Annotated in this window: 22 protein-coding genes; 6 read left to right on the plus strand and 16 right to left on the minus strand. The window is 42.8% G+C overall.

Annotated elements, in window-relative coordinates; all coding sequences use genetic code 11:
- Window positions 1–8: 8 nt before the first annotated feature.
- From ID165_RS24405 to ID165_RS24420, 4 genes are all read left to right on the plus strand, one after another.
- A complete protein-coding gene (locus ID165_RS24405) occupies window positions 9–737 on the plus strand; it encodes an SDR family oxidoreductase (protein WP_370539717.1) in 729 nt (242 codons plus the stop codon).
- A gap of 150 nt (window positions 738–887) precedes the next feature.
- Window positions 888–1199, plus strand: a complete 312-nt coding sequence (locus ID165_RS24410) for a transposase (RefSeq protein WP_255505093.1) — start codon at window positions 888–890, stop codon at window positions 1197–1199.
- 542 nt (window positions 1200–1741) lie between these two features.
- On the plus strand, window positions 1742–4912 hold the full coding sequence (locus ID165_RS24415; RefSeq protein WP_192347997.1) for a TonB-dependent receptor: 3171 nt from the start codon (window positions 1742–1744) through the stop codon (window positions 4910–4912).
- A gap of 60 nt (window positions 4913–4972) precedes the next feature.
- A complete protein-coding gene (locus ID165_RS24420) occupies window positions 4973–6340 on the plus strand; it encodes an alkaline phosphatase family protein (protein ID WP_192347998.1) in 1368 nt (455 codons plus the stop codon).
- Between the two features lie 116 nt (window positions 6341–6456).
- On the opposite strand, the gene ID165_RS24425 is transcribed toward ID165_RS24420, so the two are convergent.
- The 11 genes from ID165_RS24425 to ID165_RS24475 all read right to left on the minus strand — a co-directional run bounded on the left by ID165_RS24425 (window position 6457) and on the right by ID165_RS24475 (window position 17390).
- Window positions 6457–7080: a Crp/Fnr family transcriptional regulator gene (locus ID165_RS24425; RefSeq protein ID WP_192347999.1), complete on the minus strand. Its 624-nt coding sequence runs from the start codon at window positions 7078–7080 to the stop codon at window positions 6457–6459.
- Between the two features lie 349 nt (window positions 7081–7429).
- Window positions 7430–7735 carry a co-chaperone YbbN gene (locus tag ID165_RS24430; protein ID WP_192348000.1) on the minus strand — a complete coding sequence of 102 codons (306 nt, stop codon included), beginning with the start codon at window positions 7733–7735 and terminating at the stop codon, window positions 7430–7432.
- Between the two features lie 277 nt (window positions 7736–8012).
- Window positions 8013–8558, minus strand: a complete 546-nt coding sequence (locus tag ID165_RS24435) for an OmpH family outer membrane protein (RefSeq protein ID WP_192348001.1) — start codon at window positions 8556–8558, stop codon at window positions 8013–8015.
- A gap of 14 nt (window positions 8559–8572) precedes the next feature.
- On the minus strand, window positions 8573–9103 hold the full coding sequence (locus tag ID165_RS24440) for an OmpH family outer membrane protein (RefSeq protein ID WP_192348002.1): 531 nt from the start codon (window positions 9101–9103) through the stop codon (window positions 8573–8575).
- A gap of 92 nt (window positions 9104–9195) precedes the next feature.
- Window positions 9196–11892 carry an outer membrane protein assembly factor gene (locus tag ID165_RS24445; RefSeq protein WP_192348003.1) on the minus strand — a complete coding sequence of 899 codons (2697 nt, stop codon included), beginning with the start codon at window positions 11890–11892 and terminating at the stop codon, window positions 9196–9198.
- Between the two features lie 7 nt (window positions 11893–11899).
- Window positions 11900–12685 (minus strand): isoprenyl transferase, encoded by a 786-nt coding sequence (locus ID165_RS24450; protein ID WP_192348004.1) that lies wholly within the window; start codon window positions 12683–12685, stop codon window positions 11900–11902.
- 35 nt (window positions 12686–12720) lie between these two features.
- Entirely contained in the window at window positions 12721–13470 is a 750-nt protein-coding gene (locus tag ID165_RS24455) for a DUF6089 family protein (protein WP_192348005.1), read from the minus strand.
- Window positions 13471–13574: 104 nt separating this feature from the next.
- Window positions 13575–14450 (minus strand): NAD kinase, encoded by an 876-nt coding sequence (locus ID165_RS24460; protein ID WP_192348006.1) that lies wholly within the window; start codon window positions 14448–14450, stop codon window positions 13575–13577.
- Window positions 14451–14453: 3 nt separating this feature from the next.
- A complete protein-coding gene (locus ID165_RS24465; RefSeq protein WP_192348007.1) occupies window positions 14454–15119 on the minus strand; it encodes a CBS domain-containing protein in 666 nt (221 codons plus the stop codon).
- Window positions 15120–15209: 90 nt separating this feature from the next.
- Window positions 15210–16409 carry a chromate efflux transporter gene (gene chrA / locus ID165_RS24470; RefSeq protein WP_192348008.1) on the minus strand — a complete coding sequence of 400 codons (1200 nt, stop codon included), beginning with the start codon at window positions 16407–16409 and terminating at the stop codon, window positions 15210–15212.
- 3 nt (window positions 16410–16412) lie between these two features.
- Window positions 16413–17390, minus strand: coding sequence for an isopenicillin N synthase family oxygenase (locus ID165_RS24475; RefSeq protein ID WP_192348009.1), 978 nt, complete (start codon window positions 17388–17390; stop codon window positions 16413–16415).
- Window positions 17391–17754: 364 nt separating this feature from the next.
- Here ID165_RS24475 and ID165_RS24480 point away from each other — a divergent pair, with 364 nt between their 5' ends.
- Both ID165_RS24480 and serS read left to right on the plus strand, forming a co-directional pair.
- On the plus strand, window positions 17755–18522 hold the full coding sequence (locus ID165_RS24480) for a hypothetical protein (protein ID WP_192348010.1): 768 nt from the start codon (window positions 17755–17757) through the stop codon (window positions 18520–18522).
- 39 nt (window positions 18523–18561) lie between these two features.
- A complete protein-coding gene (gene serS / locus ID165_RS24485; protein ID WP_192348011.1) occupies window positions 18562–19836 on the plus strand; it encodes a serine--tRNA ligase in 1275 nt (424 codons plus the stop codon).
- Window positions 19837–20629: 793 nt separating this feature from the next.
- Here the strand turns inward: serS and ID165_RS24490 are convergent.
- The 5 genes from ID165_RS24490 to ID165_RS24510 all read right to left on the minus strand — a co-directional run bounded on the left by ID165_RS24490 (window position 20630) and on the right by ID165_RS24510 (window position 24420).
- Window positions 20630–21013 (minus strand): DUF3037 domain-containing protein, encoded by a 384-nt coding sequence (locus tag ID165_RS24490; protein ID WP_192348012.1) that lies wholly within the window; start codon window positions 21011–21013, stop codon window positions 20630–20632.
- On the minus strand, window positions 20991–21785 hold the full coding sequence (locus ID165_RS24495) for a HipA family kinase (protein ID WP_192348013.1): 795 nt from the start codon (window positions 21783–21785) through the stop codon (window positions 20991–20993). Before ID165_RS24495 ends, ID165_RS24490 begins: the two co-directional genes overlap by 23 nt.
- 114 nt (window positions 21786–21899) lie before the next feature.
- Window positions 21900–22781 (minus strand): bestrophin family protein, encoded by an 882-nt coding sequence (locus ID165_RS24500; RefSeq protein ID WP_192348014.1) that lies wholly within the window; start codon window positions 22779–22781, stop codon window positions 21900–21902.
- A 75-nt stretch (window positions 22782–22856) separates the two neighbouring features.
- Window positions 22857–23462, minus strand: coding sequence for a dephospho-CoA kinase (gene coaE / locus ID165_RS24505; RefSeq protein ID WP_192348015.1), 606 nt, complete (start codon window positions 23460–23462; stop codon window positions 22857–22859).
- Window positions 23455–24420 (minus strand): CdaR family protein, encoded by a 966-nt coding sequence (locus ID165_RS24510; protein WP_192348016.1) that lies wholly within the window; start codon window positions 24418–24420, stop codon window positions 23455–23457. The genes coaE and ID165_RS24510 overlap by 8 nt, the downstream gene beginning before the upstream one ends.
- Window positions 24421–24425 lie beyond the last annotated feature (5 nt).

Genomic DNA, 24425 nt, shown 5'->3' on the forward strand with positions numbered 1-24425 from the left:
AAAAACTTTTGTACAGTAAAACTAACAAGCAAGAAGCTATGCAACTCGATAATCAACTGGCAGTAGTCACCGGTGTCAGTAAAGGAATAGGACTGGAAGTCGTCAAATTGTTACTTGAAAAAGGAACGGTCGTTGCAGGATGGGGGAGGAATGCTCCGGATTTTGAGCATGAAAACTTCCATTTTTTCGTCTGTGATGTTGCTGATGAAGATTCGGTGGAGAAAGCATTTCTGGAAACGACGGGCAAACTGGGAACTGATATCAGAATACTTGTCAATAATGCGGGGTTTGGAATTGCGGGCAAATTCGAAGAAATGTCCTCCCAAGATTGGAAAGCAATGTTTGACACCAATGTACACGGGATTTTCTACGTGAGTAAGAGACTGGTTCCGGCTATGAAAGCCGCTGATGAAGGCCATATTTTGAATGTTGCATCTATCGCAGGACTGAATGGAGTGGCTAATTTTGCCGGGTATGTAGGGACAAAGCATGCGGTACGCGGGATTTCCCATTCTATGTATATGGAGCTTCGTGATTTTGGGATTAAAGTTTCTACGATTTATCCAGGGTCCACCCAAACCAATTTCTTCGATGAGATTGAAGGTTCCAATGCCAATGAACATATGATGCGTCCCCAAGATGTGGCTCAGACGATTGTCCAAACATTAGAAACCCATCCAAATTACTTCGTTGCAGATGTAGAATGTAGGCCTTTAAGGCCGAAAGGGAAGAAGTAGCGAGCTTACATTTTAACAGACATTTGCTCCCCGACAAGCTTTAAATTGTAGGGTGAGTTACGCGCTTAAATTTATATGTATATCCGCTGTTGATTCCTGATATGCGTATGCAAAAACAAACGCATAAAAAGGGACAAAGTAGTTGAAGGCTTGGGGCAAGTAGGTAAGTCCACCATGGGGTATTTCTTTGGTTTTAAGCTACATAAAGTGATCACTTACAGAGAGTTGCTCAACCTCGTCATTACCCCAGGCAATACTGACGAGAGGGAGGCTTTGAAAAACAAGTCGTTTATCAAAGCCTTAAAAGGAAAACGCTACGCAGACGAGGGCTATATTTCAAGCCAATTAACACAAGTGTTGTTTCCGGACGGACTTCATTTGATTACCGGCATCTGCAACAAGATGAAGAAAGTGCTAATGGAACGCAAGGATAAAATCCTGCCCAGAAAAGGTCAGTTATAGAGACTGTCAACAGCCTGCCCCGAACTTGCTTCGGGAACGAACTCAAAAACATCTGCCAGACAGAACACTCAAAGCGTAGGTCCTTTGAGAACTTTATCACCAACCCTATTTCAGGATTGATTGCCTATTCCTTCTTCCCTACGGGAATTTCCGGCTGGCTCTTCCACAGGGAGAAGATGAACCGGTAGTCAGTTTTATAGGGTTTCCATTCTCCTGCATTAGCTCTCGCTTCCCACCGGATTTGTAGGCAGGAGGTAATGGGCTTGTTTTCTTATTCAACCTAGGTTGAAATGAAACCCTAGGCTACTAATCCACCATGCCTACGGCATTGCTTTGTTTCTACAGAATTTTAGAGACAAATCAATTTAAATTCTCCCTGCACTACAGGTTAACCTTTAACCTCCAGCATCTCTGTATCCAATATTAGCTCAATATTTCCTGCTTTATTTTTATGTTACCGCTTCTCCGGATGTTAAATATTAACATTTCATGCAGGTGCTGAAATCTAGTTTTGGATAAAATTAAACCATTATCCAAATACTATGAGTTCAAAAAGTTTTACCCGTTTATCAGCAGGAATAGTTCTCCTGCTCCTGATTTTGGGACTCAGCACCCAAGGTTATTCCCAGGCTACCAATGCGTCAATTTCGGGAAGAGTAACTGATACAAGTGGTGAGCCCTTAATCGGTGCCGCACTTTTAATTAAAAACGAACTGACAGGATTCACCTCATCTGCAGTTACCAATCTGACCGGAAACTATATCGTAAATCAACTTCCTCTGGGCACGGACTACTCAGTGACATGTACCTATTTGGGATTTGGCACCAAAGTATTCACAGGATATGCAATCAGCCAGGGAGAACATATCAGACTTGATATAAAGCTGAGTGAAGAAGCACAATCCCTGAATGAAGTAAGTGTAGTTGCCAATTCACTAAGCAATAGCATCAATAGGTTTGGAAGCTCCACCGCCGTGACGGCCAAGGATATGGCGACTTTGCCTGTGAACGGAAGAAATTTCAACTCTCTGGTGGATTTGTCGCCTGTTTCCAATGGGAGTAATCTTCTGGGGCAGCTGTATTCATCTACCAACTACACCATTGACGGGATGACCAACAGAAGCCCGCTTTCCAGCGGCTCTACCAACCGGGGCCCTTTCTCAATTTCCATGGAGGCCATCAGGGAATTTGAAGTAGTCACCAATGATTATGATGTGACGAATGGGCGAAGTGGTGGGGGTATCATAAGTGCCGTGACCAAAACCGGTACAAATACAGTACAGGGGTCTGCTTTTCTCTTTAATAGGGCTGATTGGCTTGCAAGCAAGTATGATACCCGTGGAAATGAAAGAGAGGACGAGTTCTCAATCCAACAGTATGGTTTTACTTTGGGAGGGCCTATCATCAAGGACAAGCTTCATTTTTTCCTTGCATATGATGGTCAGCGGGATGCACGTCCGCTATACATTGCCGATATCCGGACTGCTGAGGATGAGAATCGATACAATCTCTCCCAAGAATCATTGGACCGATACCTTCAGATAGCGCGTGACGAATATGGCGTGGCGGAATCCCCGCAAACCGGAAGTTTCAATAAAAAAAGATATTCACACACGGCATTTGCCCGACTGGATTACCAAATCAACAAAGCCAACTTGCTCACTATCCGGAACAATTTTTCCAGGGATCTGAATAGTCAGGGGGTGTCAGACAACAGTTCTGTCAACTTGTATGAAGTCTACGGGGATCACCTTTCTACAGCAAATAGCTTGATGGCTTCCCTGAGAACTGAAATAAATGACAGGCTGACAAATGAGTTGAAACTTCAATACCTATATACCTTGGATGATGGCAGGCCAAACGGGCAATTACCAAGTAGCAATATACCCAGAGCAATAGTGCAGCGGGTAGAATCAATTGTTGATGGAAGAAATGTAAACACCACTATTCAGCTCGGAGGACAGCGTTATCTTCCTGAGCGATTTGAATCAAATGTCTACCAGCTTGTCAACAACCTATACTTTAACAAAGGGAAGACAAACTATACATTTGGAGCGGACTTGCTTCTGAATAATCTAAACTCACTGGCTACAAGTGAATTTAATGGAAGGTTTTATTTTACCGGACTGGATGCTTTTGAAAATCTGCAGCCTTACAGGTATGCCCGTGAGGTAGCAACTGAAGATCCCACTGTGGAGCAAAGCATCTTTGGTGGCGGTATTTATGCTCAGGCTGATACGGATCTGGGAAGGGGGATGAACTTGATCGTCGGCTTGAGAGGCGATTACACTACCTACAAAAACAGTCCTACTTTCAATCAGACTGTTTTTGATGAGCTAGGACTAAGAACTGATGTCAAAACCGGAGGATTTCAGATCCAGCCAAGATTCCAGTTTACCTGGGACATAAATGAAAAACAACAGGATATCTTAAGATTTGGAGCAGGTGTCTTTGGTTCGGCACTGAACAACTATTCGGATGTCAACAACCTGCAATTTGACGGTACGAAGATCTTTGCTGTGGATATTACAGGAGAAAATGTCCCAACGCCTGATTTTGTGTCGTATAGAAATGATCCCGGTACGGCCCCCGGAGTGGATTTGCTAAATCAGCCTGGGATCACCACTGTGACCACCATCAATATGAACAGCGAAGACCTAAAGGTTCCAACAGTTTATAAAGGGAATGTGATGTACAATAGGGTTTTCAATAACCGATTGCGCTTAGGGGTGAATTTCATTGCATCTATTGCCAGAAATAACTACATGTATGTGGATAGAAACATGGCGGATCTACCTTACTTCCGGCTTGAGGAAGAAGGAAACCGGGGGGTATATGTGCCTGCCGAAACTATCAGTACGTCAAATGGTAATGCTGACTGGACTCAGGGAAGAAAAACAGATCGGATTGGTCGTGTATTGGAATTGAACAGTGAAGGGAAAAACAATACCTACACGCTAGTAGTGGATGGCACTTATCGCTATTTCAAAGATGGACAGATTACTGCAAGCTACACTTGGAATGACAGTAAAGACAATACGTCCTATAATGGTAATGTGGCAAACAGTGCTACTCTTAGCCAGATGGTAGTAGATGATCCTAGGGACTTATCGACAATGAGCTATTCCAATGGTCAGTATAGAACCAAAATCGTTGTTTATGGTACACTGCCTACTTTCAAAGGATTTACGGTGGGTGTCCGCTATTCCGGCATCGGCGGGACACGTTATTCCCTACGCGTAAACGGAAACGTAAACGGTGATTTTGTCAACTCCAATGACCTTGCTTTTGTATTTGACCCATCTACTTCGGGATTATCGGAGACTATAGTGGAGGGAATGAATAGTGTACTGGCCAATCCGGATAATTTGGCGAAGGATTATATCCGGGAAAGCCTCGGGAAAGTAGCCGTAAGAAATGGAGGGGAAAATGGGTACTTCGGTAATTGGGATCTACGTGCTGCCAAGAAAATTTACTTTACGGGAGGGCGAAAGTCAGGAGTGGAAGTTGGTCTGGATATTTTCAATGTGGCCAACCTGTTGAACAAAGAATGGGGAACCACCGAAACTTTGGGCAACCAAAACTTATTGACCATTAGGAATTTCGACTCGGAAAAGAAAGCATATGTATATGAAGTGAATCCCAATGTAGGAGTGACCGCTCCCGGAGGAACTCCTTTCCAAATGCAGATTTCAGGTAAAATCTTTTTCTAAAACACCCAATAGCCCGCTGTACTACAAGGCTAGCGGGCTATTTCTACAAAATCAGAAAATATGAATAAATCAACTTTATCAAAAAGGATAGATTTCCCACTTATCCTCTTGCTCATCTTAGCGTGTCAGTTTCTGGCTACAGCCCAAACTTCAAAGCCTGCAGAGCATGTGGTGCTTATATCAATTGATGGCTTCAGACCGGATTTTTATCTAGAAGAAAAATGGCCTGCACCAAACTTGAAAACCATGGCTGAAGAAGGTGCCAGATCACTGGGGGTCACAGGAGTTTTTCCTTCAGTGACTTACCCTTCACATACTACTGTGATTACAGGCCATACACCGGGCAAGCATGGTATATATTACAATGCTCCCTTCGAACCTGAGGGTCAGACTGGAAGATGGTATTGGGAATACGAACTGATTCAGGTGCCTACGCTATGGGATGCGGTTCGCAAGGATGGAATGAGCAGTGCAAGTTTTCTTTGGCCGGTTTCTGTCAATGCGCCGATTGACTACAATATTCCTGAATATTGGAGCTTAGAGGGGTATGGAAGGATAGAACCCATGCGTGAGATGGAGACGCCAAAAGGATTGATGGCTGAAATGGAACGCAATGTCCTTGGAAAATTAAATGAAAAAACTTTTAACGGCGACTATCTGAACCGCGAAGACCGCATCGGTGATATGGCAGGTTATGTATTGGAGACGTACAAGCCTAATCTGATTACCTTGCACTTAATTGCCACAGATCATTTTCAGCATAGTGAAGGAAGGGATGGGCCGATGGTTTATAAGTCTATTGCAGCCACAGATAGAGCAATAGGCAAGATATTGGAAGCAGCAGAAAGAGCAGGGATATTAGATAAAACCACCTTTATCGTCACAGGTGACCACGGTTTTGTAAATATACACAGCTCATTAAGTCCAAACATCTGGTTGGTCAATGCCGGACTAATGGAAGCCAAAGATGATAGGGGAGAGTGGAAGGCAGCGTTTCACACCAGCGGAGCTTCGGCTTTTCTGCACTTGAAGAACAAAGACGATCAAGAAACAGTAGCTAAAGTGCATCAGCTACTTGCTGACCTGCCGGAAAACATCAAAAGACTCTTTAGAGTAGTAGATCGTGAAGGATTGGACAAAATCGGTGCAGACCCAAATGCCGTTCTGGCATTGGCACCTATTCAGGGGATTTCTTTTTCAGGTGCTACAAGCGGAGATGTGCTGAAAGCGGCCAAGGGAGGAACGCACGGATATTTTCCTGATTTCGATGAAATAGAGACGGGATTTATCGCTTGGGGAGCAGGAATCCGGGAAAATGTTGAAATACAGGAAATGGGATTGGTAGATGTAGCGGCTGTGGTGAAATACCTACTGAATCTATCTATAGAACTACCTGAAAGTACACTTTACCCAGGGATTAAAAAGTAATATGCTCGAAATAACAAGTCATGGCACGGTGAATCTTGGGTGCGCCCAAGATTCACCGTGCTGTTTTTTTGTGATTGCCGTGAAAGAGAACGAAGGGAGATGTAAGCCACAAAATCTTACACTAGCACTTCTTCCTTTAGAACTCTGCTTACTGTCTGTCGGGTGAGACCGGTGAGATCTGCAATATCCTGTAGGGTTATGATTTTCTGCAGATTGATTAATCTGCCCGAGGCATCTTCAAGATGGTTTTGAAAATCAAGTAAAATTCTCCTGACTTTGGCTGCTGCATCGAGACTTCTTACAGCACACAATCTATCTTCTGCCCTGCTCCATCTTTTTACTACCTGTATATTAAACCACTCCGAAATTTCAGGCTCAAATACAGTGATTCGTTTAAAGAATTCACTGTCGTATTCACGGACAATCATAGAGGAAAGGGATTTGGCAAATTCAGAAAACTGTCCATTCAAGTATCTAAGGTTCCCGAAGAACTCACCTGGTCTGAGAATATCATAACAAACTTCCATTCCCATAGGTGAATAGGTGCCTATTTTCACCACTCCTTTTACTATCTCGTAGATTGGAGTAATTCGCTGGGGTGGCTGATAAAGTAGCTCTCCCTTTTCAAATTCTACTGTGTTCACATAATTTCCTATAGCTTCGGGATTGTGGACACTTAAGAAATTATAAGGGCTAAATTCCATTTTTGCTATTTTTAGCTCTAATTTACTTGATGACATGATACTGGAATTCGCCATCAGAAAAAGTTAATAAAAGGATAATACGCAGGGCTGTCCCTGCTAACCTCTAGGACATTTAATTTTATGTCTATTCGCTTTTCTGCCAGTAAAGAAACAAAAGCGATATAGGATTGGGTAAACTTTAGCATTGAGGTGACTTGGGCCTGTCTCGCTGTGTCGGGGCACCCGTCATCCCCGCCTGACGTCAGGGCAGGGACCTTCCAGTAAGTAAACCAAGGAAAATAATGCTACTGGCATCATTGCGGATAATCATATTAATTTACAGTGCTTTTAACTTCATAAAGAGCTGTTTCTAAAAAAGAAGTCAACTCTTTCTATCTTATGGTTTCTAAATAAACCCTTTCAATCCATGCATCAGATCCCGCTTGGTAATCAAACCGCCTTTTCTCCAGAGAATTTTACCTTTTTTGAAAAGGATGTAATTGGGAATGGAACGTACGGCAAATTGTTGGGCAAGCTGAGGGCTTTTGTCAATATTGATTTTTAGTAACTTGATTTTGCCCCCCAATTCCCTGAGTACCTCATCAATAATGGGATCCATCGTCTGACAGGGGCCACACCAGTCTGCATGGAAATCCACCAAGATAGCCTCTTGGCTTTTAACGATTACATCTTTGGGGTTACGCCTAGGCATGGTACTGAAAATAGAAAACCTAACAGTATAAAGTATCTACTCCGGATGAAAGTTCGAACTAGATCCAGCTTCTGGAGTAGCTGGCTAACAAATGAAAGTAGAATTGTCAGTATAAGGAGTTCGGTGCCTGTTTTAAAAGGGGGGATCCTCTTAACCAAGTCATTAAAAAAAAACTGCGACTTCCGTGCCACCCTCTGTGTATTCGGCGGTAAAGGGAGAAAAAAAAGCCGCTAATTCCATCATAGTGAACTAGCGGCTTTCTTATTTATGAGGTTAATTAATTTCCTGCAGGCGCAGCCGGCATCTCTAAACCCAGCTTTGCCAATACCAGCTCAGTGAATTTATCTTCTTCCTTGGTGTAAAGTAAGATAGGTGCCTGACCGGCTGATTCAGCAAAGATATGTGTGTAGTTATTCTCTGCTGCTACAGCATTGATGGCATTCACCACCTTAGTCTGAACCGGCGAAAGAAGTTCTCCCAATTTCCTTTGATAGCTGATTTGTGTATCAGATTCCATTTTTTGAAGATTATCTCTAAGAGCCGTCAATTCTTGTACCTTAGCTGCTCTCGCTTCTTCAGTCATGGTCTGGGATGCCTGCTCAAACGTTTGAACCTGACGCTGGAAGTCCTCGCCTTTTATTTGTAAGGTAGTCTGAAGCTGTGTTTCATAATCCTTAATGTCGGCAGCTATCTGCTCCATCTCGGGCATCAAATCCATGATAAATTCCACATTGGTATAACCAATCTTAACTTCTTGCGCCTGAGCTGCGAATCCTACGCAAAGCAAGGCTATTGCGGAAAGGATAACTTTAACTTTCATCATTTCTGTGTTTCTATTTATTTGTTTTCTTCTATTCCCAATTCTTCCAAGACAAACTCCGAATAATCGTGCCGGGGGTCTGTATAGATAATTGCTGATGGTTCTGCTGCTTTATCAAATAGCATACCCAGGTTGTTTCTTCGAGTCACAATTTCAATCGCATCATAGATCTTGGATTGCAGAGGTTGCATCAATTCCGCTTGTTTTTGGAAGTATTGCCCCTCTATTCCAAAAATTCTGCTATTGAATTCTTGGGATTCTTTTTGTTTCAACTTAATTGCTTCCAGCCGTTGCTGGTACATTTCTTCTGTAAGAAGTACTTCCTCTGCCTTCAACTGAACAGTAAGATCTTTGATCTTTTTATCCAAATTTTGTGCCTCTTTCTTCCATTCAGCACTGATGTTTTCCAGCTCTTGCTGTATGATTTTGTAATCGGGATGCTTGTTGAGAATATATTCTGAATCAATGTAACCGATCTTCTGAGCCATCAAAGGCCTCAATTGAAGCGCAAAGAGTAGCAAAAATACAATTTTCAGTGATTTATTCATGAATTAGGGAAGTTAAGATTGGGTTGATTTTTCAACATTCATCGTATGTTAATTTTTGCATAAATTAACCATTCCCCGCGCCATATCCATAGTTATCTTATCTGCTGCCCTATGGTAAAGTGGAATTGTGAGCCACTTCGCTGTGTGGAGCCGGGGACAGCGTCAAATCCATAACCCCAGTCAATTCCCAGTAGACCAAATGCAGGCATAAAAATCCTTGCCCCCATACCTGCTGATTTTTTCAGATCATAAGGATTGAAGTCGCTGTAAGAGCCCCAGTTGTTACCCGCTTCAGCAAAACCCAGTAGAAAGATTGTCGCCGATGGATTTGGTGATACAAGGTACCTCACTTCCATTACATATTTATTATAGACAACCCCACCATAAGGATCTGCGCCTTCTTGACCTCTTGTAGCAGCTCCTGGTGTAATGGATTGATTTTCATATCCACGCAAACCGATGATCTCCTGACCCAAGGCAAAGTTATTCATAGTCATACCGTCACCACCCAACACAAATCTTTCCAGAGGAATAAGCCCTAGTTTAGAGCCATAAGAACCCAGAAAGCCCATGTGTGCCCTAGCACTGGCTACCAATTTGTTAGAGCCAAACAGTGGTGTATAGACAGATGCATCAAACATCCACTTGTGGTATTCCAGCCACTTATACTTGTCTTGATCACTAGACTCTGAATCAATATTTTTGTTTAAAGAGGTATAGGGAGGAGTGAAAGCTGTGGATAAAATAATATTGGAACCCCGTCTTGGATAGGTGGGATTGTCAATATTGTATCTGGCAATCGTTGTATTCCAGGTAAGGCTGTTTGAAGTTCCTGTAGGATAGCTTAGCCCAAATGAAGTGCCAAAGCGATCAAATTCATAGATCTGAAACTGAAGAGAGTTACTGATGCTAAAGTTGTCATCCGGCCAGGTTACACGCTTGGCAAGGCCTAAAGTTAAACCTGTGATTTTGAAGAATCCCAATTCATCTCCGAAACTCGCCTGATTGTAGAAATCCACCTGACGCTGTACAGAATGGTTAAACGAGAAACTCAATGCATTTGGCTTTTTGCCACCAAACCAAGGCTCTGTTAAAGATACGGAATAGTTCTGGAAGGAACGGCCGTTAGCCTGTACTCTTAGCGAAAGCTTCTGTCCATCTCCCACAGGCAGCGGATCCCACTTGGAGAAATCCTTGATGTTTTTGATCGAGAAGTTGTTGAAGGAAAGCCCTACTGTTCCTACGAAACCATAGAATCCACCCCAACCTCCTGACAGTTCGATCTGATCGTTTGGTCTTTCTTCTAGATTGAAAGTGATATCTACCGTAGCGGCCTCAAAGTTTGGTCTCAAATCAGGCTCAATTTTTTCTGGGTCGAAATAGCCCAACGTGGAAAGTTCACGGATTGTCCGTACCAGAAGTTCCCGGTTGAATTTTTGCCCGGGAAGGATACGGATTTCACGCATAACTACGTGGTCTGAAGTCCGTTCGTTTCCCTTGATATTGACACTGTTTACGGTCACTTGCGGGCCTTCAAATATCCTCATCTCCAAGTCAATGGAATCTCCTGCCACATTTACTTCCACAGGATCAATGTCAAAGAAAAGGTAACCGTTATTCTGATACAAAGAACTGACATCATCACCCTTTGCAGGATCGTAGTTTAGTCTTTTGCCAAGCTTTTCTCTGTCATATACATCCCCTTTTTCAATGCCAAGCAAAGCTTGCAAGACTTCGTCAGGGTGTATATAGTTTCCACTGAAGGTGATGTTTCTGTAATAGTACTTTCGTCCTTCCTCCAGTGCTATATCTATGTTGATTTTATCCTGAGCAAAGTTGTAGACGGAGTCGGCAACGATTTTTGCATCACGGAACCCTCTACTTTGGTAGAAGTTAATCACATTGTCTTTGTCATTCCTGTATTCTTTTGGAATGTACTTGGAGCCGTTGAAGAAGTTCAGTTTGAAATTCCTGTTGATGTAGTATTGCAGGTCTTCATTCGATGCTGAGTCAGTGTACAGGATTGTGTTTTTGACATCTTCAGCTGTTGCATCGGTTAATCTGGAGTAGACGTCCTTGAATACGCTTACTCTGGCATGCTCTTTGGTTTTTTTAAGCTTCTTCTTAAGCTTGGTGTCGTTGAGTTCCTCGTTGCCGTAGAATTCAATGGCATTGATTTTGACCTTTGAATTTTGTTCTACGTCGAATATCAATTTGACCGAATTGGGTAACGTGGTATCTCTTTCCTGCTTGATTTTCACATCAGCATTCATGAATCCTTTGTCCAAGTAATATTTCTCGATATTTCTTTTGGCATTATTCAGCACATCATCCCGTACCACACGCCCTCTGATATTTACTTTGTCGCGCAGTTCCCCTTCCTGGGTTTTGTTCATTCCGGTAAATTCCACCCGGGAGAATCTTGGCCTCTCTGTCAAATCCAAGAGCAGGGAAATATCTTCACCCTCGATTTTGGTCACCAGGATTTTAACATCTCCTATGATCCCTTGCCCCCATAATTTTTTCAGAGCATTGGAGATCGCATCTCCGGGCACTTCGATTTTATCATCCACCTTCAATCCCGACAGGGAAAGTATGGCGATTTCATCCAACGTAGTAAGACCCACCGCTTTTATTTCTGCGATTCTATAGGTTTGGGGCTTAGCGTAATTCAGCTCCAAAATATCGATTGGCTTGCTTGCGGCATAGCGACTTTGACCCAAACGTATTTGCGCCATTGCTGAACTTGCCCAAACTAGACAAAACAGAATCAATAAACTTTTTTTCATTAATTACTTAAGATTTAACTTGCTCACCCGTCTTGCCAAATCTCCTTTCCCGTGATTGGTAGTCGGAAACTGCAGCAAAGAGGTGCTCTCTTCTAAAATCCGGCCATAATACGGGGGTGAAATACATCTCCGTATAGGCCAGTTGCCAAAGTAGAAAATTGCTAATCCTGTATTCGCCGCTAGTTCTGACCATAAGTTCTGGATCAGGATAGTCGGTTGTTTCAAGATGCGCGGCCATTACTTTTTCTGTAATATCGTCCACGTTCAATTTTCCTTCTGAGACTTTTTGAGCAATGTGCTTAGCTGCTTGAGTGAGCTCCCAGTGACCGCTGTAGCTTAATGCCAAGATCACTTTGAGACCGGTATTTTTAGATGTTATTTCCTTCACTCTCTTCAGTGTATTATATGCTGAGGGAGGGAGGCTTTCCACATCTCCTATACTTTCCAATTTGAAGTTGCCGTTCATCAGCATGGGAATCTCATCCGACATAGTCTTCACGAGTAGTTCCATTAGTCCGTCAACTTCAGCTTTCGGCCTTGACCAATTCTCTGTTGAGAACGAGAATAAAGTAAGGTATTTAACGCCTAGACTGTCTGCGCCCTCAATGGCTTCCCGAACTGCCTTCGTGGCATTCTTGTGTCCAAATATCCGCATAGCACCTTTTTTCGTAGCCCAGCGTCCGTTGCCGTCCATGATAATTGCAATATGCTTAGGGATGTTATTGTTGTCAGATACTTCCTTCATTCCAGCCGTCTCTGGTTTCTTGTTTTTTTGGAGGTACAAAAATGCCATTTCTTTTCCGAATATTAGCCCAAGGGCTCGATTTATTAATATGCGTAGCATTTGGTAGTCATCAGGGTATAGCTAATCGTAACTCCTAGGAAGTAGTACCAGTCCTTGTCATAGGCATTCCCATAGTTAATTCCATAGGGCGCATCAGGGTTGTTTGGATCCTGATGCCTTGGGATCGACGGCTCTTTACTGTCTACTTTATCCAAGTAGTCTGTAAAGGTCGGCCTGAAACCCAATTCAGCTGCCAATGTCCACCGTTCATCCAGTTGGTATTTGATTCCTCCACCGAAAGGAATAACAACAGTCCCTAAATTATATTTTGAGGAAACATTGTATTGAAACGTATTCCCTTTTGCGAAAATTAAGGAGTAGCCCAAACCAAAGAATGCATAAGGTGAAAATCGGAATTCGGAGTTGGGGGCCAAGTAGTCTAGGAAATTAAATTCCATAACCGCTGATAATTCCAATACTCCGGCTCTAAACCGTGCATCTCTAAGCTGTGCCACTTTGTCGATAGGCTTGATGCTATCTGCTCCATATAGAAATGCTCCGGTCACGCTTCCTCTTAGCGACCACACATTGTCAAAATTTCTCTTGCCAAACAACGTAGCTTGAAGGCCTAACTGGCCTGGATCTATTTTTCTGATTATATCGCCTGAATAGGCGGCAGCTCCTAAGCCCCCTCCTATCTCATACTTTTGCGCTTGGATTTCTCCCGAAATTCCGAAGAAAAGCAGTAAACACAAAAGTAAGTAGTTGAAAATCTGAAAATTGACCTTTTTCAAGACGATGCAAGATATGAAGTACCTAACGTTTAAAAAACGCATCACAGTATTTAGCGGGTTAATAATTGTTAAGCTCAAATTGGCAAAGTCTTAGGTGCTTTTGTTCAGTTTCTCATGTCGAAACCCCAGTTGAGCTTTTGTCTTAATGTATCAAAGAAATGATAATGAGGCAACTTTACCAATTTTGCAGAAAAGTTTTCTTTCTTCACACTAAGCTTCACCTCCGAGGAAATTGACGTTGATCGAGAGTCCAAAGATATTAAGAATTTTTCTGCCCGTCCCTCTATTTCAAAACTGATCTCGCTTTCATCCGAAACAATGATGGGGCGTACGTTTAGATTGTGGGGGCTTACGGGGGTGATCACCAGGCTTTTGGCCTCTGGAGAAATCAATGGCCCGCCGCAGCTCAGTGAATAACCCGTACTCCCGGTGGGAGTAGAGACAATAAGTCCATCTGCCCAATAGCTGTTGAGGTATTTTCCATCTATGTAGGTATGGACAGTGATCATCGATGATGTGTCACGCTTGTGTATAGTGAATTCATTTAATCCGAAATTCAGTCCATTGAAAAGCTTGCGCTGACTCAGAACAGAGATTAGGGACCTTGTTTCTACTTGGTAATTATTGTTGGCCAAGTCTGCCACAGCTTCGGATATTTTCTCCGTAGCCACCGTAGCCAGAAAACCAAGCCTTCCTGTATTGAGTCCCAGAATCGGGACTTCGAGGTCGCCCACTTGGCAAACCGCATCGAGCAAGGTACCGTCTCCCCCTATGGATATGACAAAATCCATAGAAGCCATTTCTTCCCTGTTTTCCAGAACCCAATAGTTCAGCGCTTTATTGCGATGCATTCGCAATTGCCTGTCAAATTGCTCGGTGGCAAATATTTCGAATTGATGTTTGGTGAGTTCGTTGAATAGTGACTGAACATCCGGAAACAATTCTGCTTTCAGCGCCAAGCCATGAAGAGCGACTTTCATGTTCTAAATATCTAAAAATCTCAGCAAGTTACCGATTCTGTCCTCCTCGCTACTCACTCCGCTTTCTTCCTGATAATGATCTATTATTTTATAACCAAACCGCTCCAGGGTGGCCTTGATATGCCTGAGTTCAGGTTGATCCAACTTCAAAGTTAGTTTGATCTTATTGTCATCAAGAGGATCTGTAGTAATAAATGAGCTGAGTACTTTGGTGTTTTCAGATTCGATGATTCTGGAAATTTCTGCCAAACTGTAGTCTGTCATACTAAGCGAAAGGATCAGCACACTTCCTTGTGATTTGATTGAGAGACTGTCTGCAAAAGCAGCAATGGAATCCTCCATTGTCACTATGCCTAAGTAGTTTAACTCTCTGTCCAAAACCGCTACAATATTCGAGTTTTGCTCTGAACTCACCCGCAGTACATCATAAATATGCTTGTCCGAAAACACCCAGCAGTCCGAATTCTCGAGTTCTATGTCTGCAACCAACCTTTCCGGGTTGTTTAGCTCGAAAATCTGCTCTTCCTTTATCAGTCCCAGGAAATTCCCCTTGTCTATAACAGGAAGTACATCAGTTCTGATTTCTTCCATCCACGACAATGCCATTCCTGTCTTATCAGAAAGCTTCAGTGGGGGAATCAGGTTGTTGATGTATTCGTAGGCGTGCATGAATGAAAGATAGGGAATGAATTTAGATTTTAAAACGTAGAAACGCCTATTCTTGTTCCTTTTGGGGAAATAAACAGATGTTCCCAGGTCTTATAAAAACAAATTATTGTAAATAATACCTAGAATCACACCTCCGGCGATGATTACAGGCGAAGAGATCTTGGTAAACTGGAGTAATACATAGGTCGCTAGAATAAATAGAATATTCATTCCGTTTGCCTCTAGGGGTTCAAAGAGCAAATACGCTGCTGCGATTAGCATTCCGCAGGATACTGCGTTAATCCCTTCCAAAGCAGCTCTTACAGGTCGATATTTCTTCAGCTGGTCCCAAAATCTGATCACGAAGAAGATGAGAAAAATTCCCGGAAGGAAAATTCCTGCCGCAGCTATAAATCCACCTATGAAAAAACCTGCAGTCCCAAATTCTTTCATGGATAAGGCTCCCACATAGGACGAAATGCTGAAAGTGGGACCGGGAATACCTTGGGAAATCGCATATCCGGTAAGGAATTCTTCTGAACTCAGGAAGTGTTTGAAGTCTACAAACTCAGTATAGAGATAGGGAACAAGCACTTGTCCTCCACCGAAAATCAAGCTCCCATTTCGATAGAAATTCTCGAAAAGAATGATCGGCTGGTACTTTGTGATGCCACCCAGCACTGCTGCCCCCACCAGCACGCCACCCCAAAGATAGAAGTTGGCCCATTCGATTTTCAGCGGAGCATCCTTCTCCAGCTCAGGTTGTTGCTTGTATTTGATAGAGGTGCTTAACCCTCCTATAATCAATAATACAGGAAAGATGTAGGGCGAACTATAGAAAAATGAAACAAATGCAGAAATCAAAACCAGAACCATAGCTTCGGTAGTTTTGATGGTTTTACCGATAATTTTTTGTGCAGCAAAAATGATAAACCCAATGGCCATTGGCTGAATAAACCGTGCAAAATCCAGTGCTCCCGGGGTACTTTCCTGAAGAAAATGAATCAGCATGGCCGCCAAAATCATAAAGAGTGTAGCAGGCAAAATCCAGACGAGAAGGGCAAGGTAGGCGAGGTTAGGTCCTCCTGCCCGATAAGCAATCGCGCATACTAACTGGGTGGAGGATGGGCCGGGAAGCATATTGCAAAGTGCATTTAGCTCCCAGAGCTCATCTTCCTGAATATAGGCTCTTCTCTTCACCATTCGCTCAAGTAGCATGGCAAGGAATGCCTGTGGACCACCAAATGCGGTAAGGGAAAGCGTAATAATGTCTTTCAAAAATAGATAGTATCGGACTTGCTTTACCGACATCGCCTATTTTCTCAATCCTAGTTCACGGAGCCGCTCTTCCAGAAATTCTCCGGCAGTAGCATCTTCAAATTGTTTTGGATGATCGGCATCTATACAGCTTTCCAAGCATGTGAGATCCATTTCAGAACGGGGATGCATAAAGAAGGGAATAGAGTATCTGCTTGTGTTCATTTTCTCCCGAGGAGGGTTCACTACGCGGTGGATCGTGGACTTCAATTTTTTATTTGTCAATCTCTCCAGCATATCGCCTACGTTTACAACCAGCTGGTCAGGAAGTGCGGTGATCGGAATCCATTTCCCGTCTTTTCTCAAGACCTGAAGACCGTCTGCGCTGGCTCCCATCAACAAAGTAATCAAATTGATGTCGCCATGCTCTGCAGCTCTTACTGCATCAGCCGGTACTTGGTCAGGATTTTCGATTGGGAAATAATGAATTTGTCTTAGAATGGAGTTGCCATGTGCTACTTTGTCTTCGAAATAATATTCATCCAGCCCCAGGGAAAGTGCAATAGCCTGAAGCATGGCCTTGCCTGCACTTTCCAGCGTACGGTAAGCTTCATTTGCATCGTTTTGGAATTCAGGAAGCTCCGAAGGCCAGATGTTTGGCGGGTATTCACTTTTGATGGGATCTGCATCGGGAATTCTGCTGAGTTCCTGCCCTACATGATAAAATTCCTTTAGATCACCGGTGTTTCTGCCTTTGGCATGTTCTTTCCCTTTTCCTGTGTATCCCCGTTGAAATCCGATTTCAGGTTTTTCGTACTTTGTCTTGATATCGTCAGATAAGGAGAAAAAATCCTTGATGGACCCATACAATCTATCTTGGAGATCTTGTGACAAACCATGATTTTTGATGGCTACAAAGCCAATGTTTTGGTAGGCTTCTCCCAGCTTCTGTACGAATGCTGCCTTTTTCGGGGGAGTGCCGGAAATGAAATCTGCTAAATCTAAACTTGGGATCTCATCAAATAGGATTTCCATGGTTGGATGTATTATAGTTTGGGGTCTAATTTAATTTTAAAATTAATAGGTATATCCGCTTTTATGTCACTATAGAGGTAAAACTAATTAGAATTCGCCTTGAGAGGATGAGCGATATAGGAATCATGGAGTTTTGGGGTGTTGCCCCCCTGCTGTTAGTCATAAAATTGAATTTATATAGCCGCTTTTTGCCAGTTAAAGAGACTAAAGCATCTTAGATTTGGTCAACAATAGCATTGACTCCGCTTTGGCCTGCCTCGCTGTGGCGGGTCATCCGACCTGGTGAGCAAAGAAATTAGGACTACTGGCATCATTGCTGATAATCATTAAAAATGAATATCTTTAATCTCAATTTACGTGCTGTATGAATAAAATCCTGACATTACTCTTTTTAATTTGTGTTTTCTCAGCTTGTTCTTCCGAAAAACAGCGCTTGAATGAGGAGGTGATCGAAATGCCTCCCGCCATCGATACCACCTTGGCAGATGCCCCGAAAGTCAAATTCTACCAGTATGAGGATCAGGCAGCATATCCCGATGCCATCCTTGAATTGTACACACCCTTGGGAAACCAGGTATTCAAGCCAGGAAAAGTACCCTTCGAATTCAATGTGAAGAATTTCCCTTTTGACTTGAACGAAACGAAAGAATTCAAGCTCTTCAATATTTTAAATGGCGGTGATCCTGTGGGATTTTATTCTCCAATTTTTCAAAGGGATCTAACCGTGGGGAGTTATCGGGTAGTCGCGTACTTAGTGGATGAGGAAGGTCTTGCCCTAAAAAACTTTGGAAATTATGTGGATAGAGACTTTCAGGTTGGTGAGTCACGGCCTTTCCCTTACTCAGCGGAACCTTACCTTGCTCTGAATTTTCCCCATTCTGATCAGGTCTATGAGGCTGGGGAAGTGGTTACTGTCGATTTTTTAGTGATAGGAGGGGATATGAAACTGGATGGACTGAAGGTGGCGATAGAGGTAAATGATCTAAGCTATGAAGTTGATCACATGGCTCCGGTCAGGATAGAAAATCTTCCCGTGGGAACCTACATGGTAAAAGTGCGATTGCTTGGCACGGACGGAAAAGAGCTGGATGGGCCATTTTCAAGTGTGAGTAGAGACATCATTGTCCGCTAACATGCTTATCTTTGAAACTTCAATTTCAAAGATTTTAAGATGCTTTTAGTCAATCAAATTCGAGAAAACTACGCAAGTGTACTTGCCGGCCTTCAAAAGAGAAATTTTGCAAATGCAGAAGCTGTCCTAAATCAGGCAGTTGAGCTGGATGAACGGAGAAAATCCACTCAGGCAGAGCGCGATCAGATACAAAGTGAATCCAATACTATTTCGAAACAGATTGGAGTATTGATGCGTGATGGAAAAGCAGAAGAAGCGGTTCTGATTAGGGAGAAAACAGCGGAGCTAAAGCTTCAGATCAAGGATCTGGAAGATCAAAACTCTAAAGCTGAAGAAGAGTTGAAGGCTTTGCTTTATACGATCCCCAATGTTCCCCATATTTCTGTGCCTGCCGGTAAATCTGCTGAAGACAATGAAGTGGTGTTGGAGAATGGGATGGTCCCCTCACTACATGCGGATAAACTTCCCCATTGGGACTTGATCAAAAAATATGACATTATTGACTTTGAACTAGGAGCGAAAATCACGGGGGCCGGTTTCCCTGTGTATAAAGGAAAGGGAGCAAGGCTGCAGCGGGCGTTGATTAATTTCTTTTTGGATGAAGCTTTAGCTCAGGGATACGAAGAGATTCAGCCTCCGATCTTGGTCAACGAAGATTCTGGTTATGGAACAGGGCAGCTTCCGGATAAGGAGGGACAAATGTATTATGCGGATGCGGATGACCTGTACCTGATCCCCACGGGAGAAGTTCCGATTACTAATATTTATCGTGATGTGATTCTTGCTGAAAGTGATCTGCCCATAAAAAATGTAGGTCATTCTCCCTGCTTCCGAAGAGAGGCGGGAAGTTGGGGTGCCCATGTAAGAGGACTAAACAGACTACATCAGTTTGACAAAGTAGAGATCGTGCAAATCACCCATCCCGATAAGTCCTACGAGACGCTGGAAAGCATGAGCGGCTATGTACAGGGGCTCCTGCAAAAACTTGAACTACCCTATCGGGTATTGAGACTGTGTGGAGGAGATATGGGATTTACATCAGCTTTGACTTACGATATGGAAGTATTCTCTGCCGCCCAGGAGAGGTGGCTGGAGGTGAGCTCTGTTTCCAACTTTGAAACGTATCAGTCAAACCGGTTGAAGTTGCGCTTCAAGGGTGTGGATAAGAAAACCCATTTAGCGCATTCACTGAATGGAAGCGCGCTGGCTTTGCCTAGAATTGTTGCCTCTATTCTGGAGAATAATCAGACGCCGGAAGGGATCAACATGCCGAAAGTACTTCATACTTATTTGGGATTTGACAAGATTTCCTGAAAATTAAGAATGTGAAAAAGGCGAGGAAAATCCTTAATTAGTTTTTTTCTGGAAGTCGGATTTAATTATTAAAGCCTCCGTGAGTGTCTCCTACGGAGAATATGCCACGGCGTACAACTTGTTGCGACCAATAATTGCTTCAAAATCAGTCACTGCGTTGCAATTTTTGACTTCACCATATCCGCCGCGGCGGACTCAGTCTCCAAACAGCCTGATTTTAGTGCAATTAATGGTCTTTTAACGAAACCTAATGCGAAATTTGGGTTAAATAACTGTTTGTGATGACACGAACTGCGGAAATAGAGATCTTAGAAAACTTAAGTTTATAGCAGTCACATATAAAGGAGAAGCGTGAAGATCAATCTTCACGCTTCTTTGCTTTTAGATAATGGTCTATAAAGCTTGCTTATGTAGTTGGGAGGGATAGTTGAAATTCGATCATTTAGTGTTTTTTATCTAGGGCTTGCTGAAAAAGTCTCAGGTATGCCAGCTTCAAGGCGGCCGAGAGGAGATGTATAGGTATACCTCGAATGAGACCAACGTAGAAGATGGTATGACTGAAACTGGCTTGAAAATCCCGATTTTTGGATTTTCTGATGCATGGATAAAACTCTATTGTCGTTCATAAGCTTGCACTTGCTGAAAAACCGTTCGCGTCAAAAATGGGTTAATCATTCAAAATGATAGCTTTTGATCTATTGCCGACGTTTTTCAGCATGCCCTATCTAATGTCTTGACTAATTTACCCCGCATTTTATATCGCCGCCGTTCGTGTCGCACGAACGGCTTTTGACTACCCTACATTCTCTTCAAAAAGCCTTTCCAATGTTTGCTCCAAATTGGATGCATAGCCTGAATGTGGCCTTGAAGTTTGGATGATGGAGCTTCTCACTGCTGTAAGCCACCTGAATCTGGATGCTAAATCCATTGAAGCAATAGTTCCTCCATTGGCCTTGCCCGCACATATTTTTTCAAAGGAAGCCAGATTTAGCTGTATCATTTCTACGTCAGCCAGAGGATCAATAGCTAATAATTTCTTGTGGTCCAAGTGGATCTTGCATCCCAGAAAATCTCTTTTCCAATGGCATAACACTACCCCGGCGTTGATGAATTCCTCCCGCTCCACCCTCGGAACCACGCGGATTATTGCATATTCATATAAGTGCTGTTCTTGCATCTTGGGCTTCTTTTATGAATTGATCTGAATAAGAAAGGCGGAGTTTCAGAAAGTTTTGGTAAACAGTCCGGATTTCAATTGTATCCACAGAGTCGCCACCGGCAAGTAGCCATTCCTCCGGAATTGTATGTACGATGGCTTTGATCTTTTCAGGAGTCAAAATCTTTTTGAATACTTCATTTACTGCTTCAAGCTCCAAAGCTTGGGGAAGTAGCACATGGTTTTTGATGATTGGAAAATGGCCTTGGGCATTTTTCTCCCAATTGACCCAGGCGTGCTGAAACAAGAAGGAAGCCCCATGGTCTATCAGCCAAAGCTCTCTGTTCCAGATAAGCATATTGGTGTTTCTAAACGTGCGGTCCACATTGGTAATAAACATATCCAGCCACACGATCTGCGAAGCTAAATACGGATCTGTACTCATGGCGACAGGGTCGTAATTGATGGCTCCGGACAGGAAATGCAACGCCAAATTTAATCCTTGGCTTCCTTTGAGAAGATCTTGGATTTCTTCATCTCCTTCTGATCTGCCAAAAGCCGGATCCAAATTGGCAAAAACAAGTTCCGGTACTTTCAATCCCAAGGCTCTTGCGATCTCCCCTCCGAGTAGTTCTGCGATAAGGGCTTTTTCGCGCTGACCTGCCCCACGGAATTTCAACACATATTTGAACCCGTCGTCCGCATCGGCAAGAGCAGGCAATGATCCTCCCTCTCTCAGCGGCAAAATATAGCGGGTCACATTTACCGTCCTTAGTTTTAATTTTTGATTCATGATTATTCTAGCTGAAACTTTCCTGGCCTTCAAAGAAGGGTACCTAAACAAGATACCCAAATGAAATACCGAACAAAATCCGGCTTAACAAAATTGTAGTGAAGTTAGAGGGGGTCAAATCAATTCTTGCACATGCTTTTGGATATTTTCGGACAATTTGCCCATTGGCAAGTCATTAGCATCTGTGCCAAAAGGCTCTTCGATTTCTTCGGCAATTAATTCCAAACTGGCGAGCACATAGAAAATAAATGTTACGATGGGAGCCGCATAGTATCCCAGCGAAAACACATAGCCAAGCGGCAGGGTAAGGACGTAAGCCAGAATAAATTTTTTGATAAAGGAGCTGTAGGAATATGGAATGGGAGTATTCTTGATTCGTTCGCAAGCACCACAGATATCGGTGAAGGAAACCAGTTCTTGATTGAGTATGATCAATTGATCTCCTGTGATTTTTCCCCCTTTGTATAGGTCGTTTACCTTGGCAAACATCAGTTTGGCCACTTGGTTTGGCACATGTTTATCCGGATCGATTTCTGGTTTGATCGCAATGTCTTCCTTATCGTCCAGCATGTACAAAGTCACTTTGGATCGTAAGTGCTCTTTTAGGGCAAATGAATAAATAGGAATGGTCCTTCTGAAAAATTTACGGGACTCTTCATCAGAAGTATCAAGGATTCCGGCGAGTTTAAGTGCCAGATTTCTGCTTGTGTTTACCAATTGACCCCACAGTTTTCGCCCTTCCCACCACCTGTCGTAGGCAGTATTGGTACGAAAAACCAGTAAGAGGGAAATCACAAAACTCAACAAACTGTGCATTATCGGAATATTCTGGACCCAACTGTTTTTCCCAATCTTTAGATAATCCATTTCGAGCCACGCTATACCCAGGGAGTAGATAAAAATAACGACCATAAACGGACCAAGCTTGATTAGCGTATCCGATTTTTGAATCAAAAATATTACATTAAACCATTCCTTGGGATTGTATCCTTTCATAAGCTGTGGACAGTATTTTTGTGCTGAAAGAAGAAAAATAAGAATAAAGCTGCTGTTAGTGCAAGCGGGAAGTGCCTATTTCTCAGATATAAGATGCTGATGGATTTTTAGAACCTGCGGAATCAAAAGCTTATTATCCGTATTCTTAATCACAAAATCCGCCAGCTCGTTTTTCTGCTCGTCCGGCAGCTGCTGATTAATGATCTGATTTACCTGCTCCTCCGATCTAAATGGATCTCTCATAAGCGTTCTGGAGACTCGGATTTTTAGGGGTGAGCTTACATTGATTACATAATCCAAGACCTTATTATTTCCTGTCTCGAAGATCAATGCTGCTTCTTTTAGCACATAGGGGGAACTTTGCACGGAAGCCCAATCCGAAAAATCCTTTCCTACAGCAGGGTGAACAAGAGAATTAATTGTCTTGACTTTCTCAGGGTCGGAGAAGACTGTTTTTGCCAGAAAACCCCGGTTTGGGTTGCCGTCCGAATCATAGGATTCTACGCCGAAAGCTGCTATAATTTGATCTTTTAACTGTTTGTTGTTTCCCATCAACCACTTAGCGCGATCATCTGCGTAATAAATTGGAATTCCAAGTATAGAAAAAATCTTTGCCACAGTGGATTTTCCAGATCCTATTCCTCCGGTAATGCCTACTAAGACAGGAGTGGGATTACTCATAGTTCAGCTTTAAAATATCGGGTGATACCACCACCTGATCCAAATAACCCGGCATAGGTTTTACTTGAACTGCAATGGTACTGTCTTCTTTATTTCTCTTATAATAATCCAGCACAGCTTCGAATTCAAGATCCTTTAATTCGCTTACCTTCCGCTCATCCACAAGATAAGAAATCATAATTACGACATCTTCATTTGTCAATTTGACGGAATTTGGGAAGTTTAATTTCTTGATTTTAAGTCGCTTATTTCCTTCAAGAAATTCAATAACCTCTAGTTTCACCAAAATCGATTCCTCTTCGATGTGTACCAGGTTTCCCATTTCCTCAGGGACTTCAAGGCTTATTTTCTTCTCAATGGATTTGTTTATGCGATTTTCATCAAGTGGAATTTTGAAGTTTCCGCTCAAGGTGTCCATTATGGAACTTGGGCCATAAAGGGTAATTGTCTCAGGATTATACGTGATTTGATCAATTACACGGTAGTTTTTAGCCATTGAAAAGCTTGTGGAATCAAGGACAGGTTTGACTTTGATGGACTTTATTTTGTCGATGTTGAATTTCAGTGAATCGTCAAGCACTGAGATTAACTGGGTAGGGGACAGAAACTCACCCAGAGACCTTTTTAGGTCAGCAGTAAGGAGGTAGTTGGTAGAGGCGGGATTGTTAAGCTCTATCGGGTAAGCATCGCTATTGAAGCTGAAATATTTTCTAAGTAAATCCCACCCATTTCCCGAGATTTCTATTTCTAGCGTTTTGGGAAGTCCGGATATGGATACAAACTGATTTTGGTCGTAGATGATTTCGACGGGGAAATCGACAATGGTATTGTAGTCGTCCTTATTCAGGGCGTTTAAAATCCAAAAGGTGGTAGCTGCTGCGACGCAGAGAACTACCACTTTCAGATTAGAGAGTTTTTTTGGAGAAATCCTCTGTGAGGATTTATTAGTTTCCGGCAAAATTC

Source organism: Algoriphagus sp. Y33 (genome assembly GCF_014838715.1).
Taxonomy (GTDB): domain Bacteria; phylum Bacteroidota; class Bacteroidia; order Cytophagales; family Cyclobacteriaceae; genus Algoriphagus.

Bases quoted from the DNA above. Each gene is read 5' to 3' on its own strand.
- ID165_RS24415 (WP_192347997.1), top strand. From the start codon at position 1,742: ATGAGTTCAAAAAGTTTTACCCGTTTATCAGCAGGAATAGTTCTCCTG.
- ID165_RS24420 (WP_192347998.1), top strand. From the start codon at position 4,973: ATGAATAAATCAACTTTATCAAAAAGGATAGATTTCCCACTTATCCTC.
- ID165_RS24425 (WP_192347999.1), bottom strand. From the start codon at position 7,080: ATGTCATCAAGTAAATTAGAGCTAAAAATAGCAAAAATGGAATTTAGC.
- ID165_RS24430 (WP_192348000.1), bottom strand. From the start codon at position 7,735: ATGCCTAGGCGTAACCCCAAAGATGTAATCGTTAAAAGCCAAGAGGCT.
- ID165_RS24435 (WP_192348001.1), bottom strand. From the start codon at position 8,558: ATGATGAAAGTTAAAGTTATCCTTTCCGCAATAGCCTTGCTTTGCGTA.
- ID165_RS24440 (WP_192348002.1), bottom strand. From the start codon at position 9,103: ATGAATAAATCACTGAAAATTGTATTTTTGCTACTCTTTGCGCTTCAA.
- ID165_RS24445 (WP_192348003.1), bottom strand. From the start codon at position 11,892: ATGAAAAAAAGTTTATTGATTCTGTTTTGTCTAGTTTGGGCAAGTTCA.
- ID165_RS24450 (WP_192348004.1), bottom strand. From the start codon at position 12,685: ATGGCATTTTTGTACCTCCAAAAAAACAAGAAACCAGAGACGGCTGGA.
- ID165_RS24460 (WP_192348006.1), bottom strand. From the start codon at position 14,450: ATGAAAGTCGCTCTTCATGGCTTGGCGCTGAAAGCAGAATTGTTTCCG.
- ID165_RS24465 (WP_192348007.1), bottom strand. From the start codon at position 15,119: ATGCACGCCTACGAATACATCAACAACCTGATTCCCCCACTGAAGCTT.
- chrA (WP_192348008.1), bottom strand. From the start codon at position 16,409: ATGTCGGTAAAGCAAGTCCGATACTATCTATTTTTGAAAGACATTATT.
- ID165_RS24475 (WP_192348009.1), bottom strand. From the start codon at position 17,390: ATGGAAATCCTATTTGATGAGATCCCAAGTTTAGATTTAGCAGATTTC.
- ID165_RS24480 (WP_192348010.1), top strand. From the start codon at position 17,755: ATGAATAAAATCCTGACATTACTCTTTTTAATTTGTGTTTTCTCAGCT.
- serS (WP_192348011.1), top strand. From the start codon at position 18,562: ATGCTTTTAGTCAATCAAATTCGAGAAAACTACGCAAGTGTACTTGCC.
- ID165_RS24490 (WP_192348012.1), bottom strand. From the start codon at position 21,013: ATGCAAGAACAGCACTTATATGAATATGCAATAATCCGCGTGGTTCCG.
- ID165_RS24495 (WP_192348013.1), bottom strand. From the start codon at position 21,785: ATGAATCAAAAATTAAAACTAAGGACGGTAAATGTGACCCGCTATATT.
- ID165_RS24500 (WP_192348014.1), bottom strand. From the start codon at position 22,781: ATGAAAGGATACAATCCCAAGGAATGGTTTAATGTAATATTTTTGATT.
- coaE (WP_192348015.1), bottom strand. From the start codon at position 23,462: ATGAGTAATCCCACTCCTGTCTTAGTAGGCATTACCGGAGGAATAGGA.